At 52.4% G+C, this 1,322-nt stretch carries 1 protein-coding gene; it reads right to left on the bottom strand.

From position 1 onward, the window contains the following. Positions 1 to 112 precede the first annotated feature (112 nt). Positions 113 to 1,117, bottom strand: coding sequence for a hypothetical protein (locus KDK14_RS16625; RefSeq protein ID WP_257266296.1), 1,005 nt, complete (start codon positions 1,115 to 1,117; stop codon positions 113 to 115). Positions 1,118 to 1,322 lie beyond the last annotated feature (205 nt).

Here is a 1,322-nt window from a genome sequence, read left to right as displayed (position 1 = left end):
TTTTCGGGAAGCGGGCGGCGGGTAGCGTCTATAGAAATGTCGAAGTTATTTCAGGACAGCTCCTTAAAGCTTGCGGATGGCAAGGCTTTCACTCTCAAGTCAGTGCCTTGGGTCAGACCCAGGTCTCCCCGGCGATGGCCTCTGCATAGGTAGGGGGCTCCCGGGTTGCCTGATAGTAGTCAGGTAACGTCGTTGCCTGTTGATAGTCAGGTAACGCCGTTGCCTGTAGATAGTCAGGTAACGCCATTGCTTGCTGGAAGTCAGATAACTCAATCTGTTCGGGCGGGTGGTGATGTCTGAAATAACACGGATGTCTCAAGGCCATTTGTATAAGCTGACAGGTTGAAGCTTCAGGGTTGGTAGCCCGAAAAGCCTTGACGCTTTTATAGACTGCATTCATTAAGGAAACAGCAATTATGGATGCGCATCCTATCCCAACAACTGCCCCGAAATAGATACCCCCTTGGGAGTATTTGGACACTGATGATGTGCATCCAGTTATGTTTTCGTTCGAAGGATGACTTGCTTCATCCGACCCATCGCCGCAGTGGTCAATACCGTCGCACAGCCAATCTGAGCGGACACATATTCTGCGGTTCTCGCACAGAAAATCACTCTCATTTTCACATTTGGATCTTGGTGGACAAGAGTAGGCGCTTTCGTCATATCCATTTTTACAATCGCGCCTGCCGTCACACATTGCTTCTTCTGGAATGCACTGCGGCACATGCTGACCGCACGACCGAGGATATTTATCGGAGCATGCATAACCCGAGACCAGCGTCGGCAATGCCAGCAGAACCACCAGGCTCTCTTTTAATCCCGGACAGACGAGACCAACTTCCGGTGAATCCATTACTTGCTGAAAGGCAAAACCCGCCACACTGCGCATCAGGCTGTTGCCCACTTGCACGGCACCTTTCGCGAACTGGCAGACCCGGTAATCGGACAGGGTGGATCCCGTGGCCCTGTTGCCCGGATATATTAATGGACTGGCAGGTACCGTTGAGATGCTTGTGCCATTGGCGGTTATGCCCTTGTAACGACTGCGACAAACAGTATCACAGGCAATGGTCTGTGGGGGGAATGATGGCAGCTGACTGGAAATGGGTTGCATGGCTATCAGGACCTTTTTGGGGTGGGATTCAGTATGCCCTTTTGACCATCAGATAACAGTTAGGTTCACATCGATCCGGGATTGGTTCGGGAATAACTTCGACATTTCTGCAGACGCTACCCGCTACCCGCCGCCCGCTGCCCGCAAAAGCTCCAGGAGGCTGTCCGAGAATAGACTGCCCTGCGCGGCAACTGCTCCTGCGTTG

It is taken from the genome of Endozoicomonas sp. ONNA2 (assembly GCF_024606365.1).
GTDB lineage: Bacteria > Pseudomonadota > Gammaproteobacteria > Pseudomonadales > Endozoicomonadaceae > Endozoicomonas.
This window is presented reverse-complemented; position numbering and strand designations above follow the sequence as displayed.

Coding starts and splice junctions, on each gene's coding strand:
- KDK14_RS16625 (WP_257266296.1), bottom strand. CDS start 1,117: ATGCAACCCATTTCCAGTCAGCTGCCATCATTCCCCCCACAGACCATT.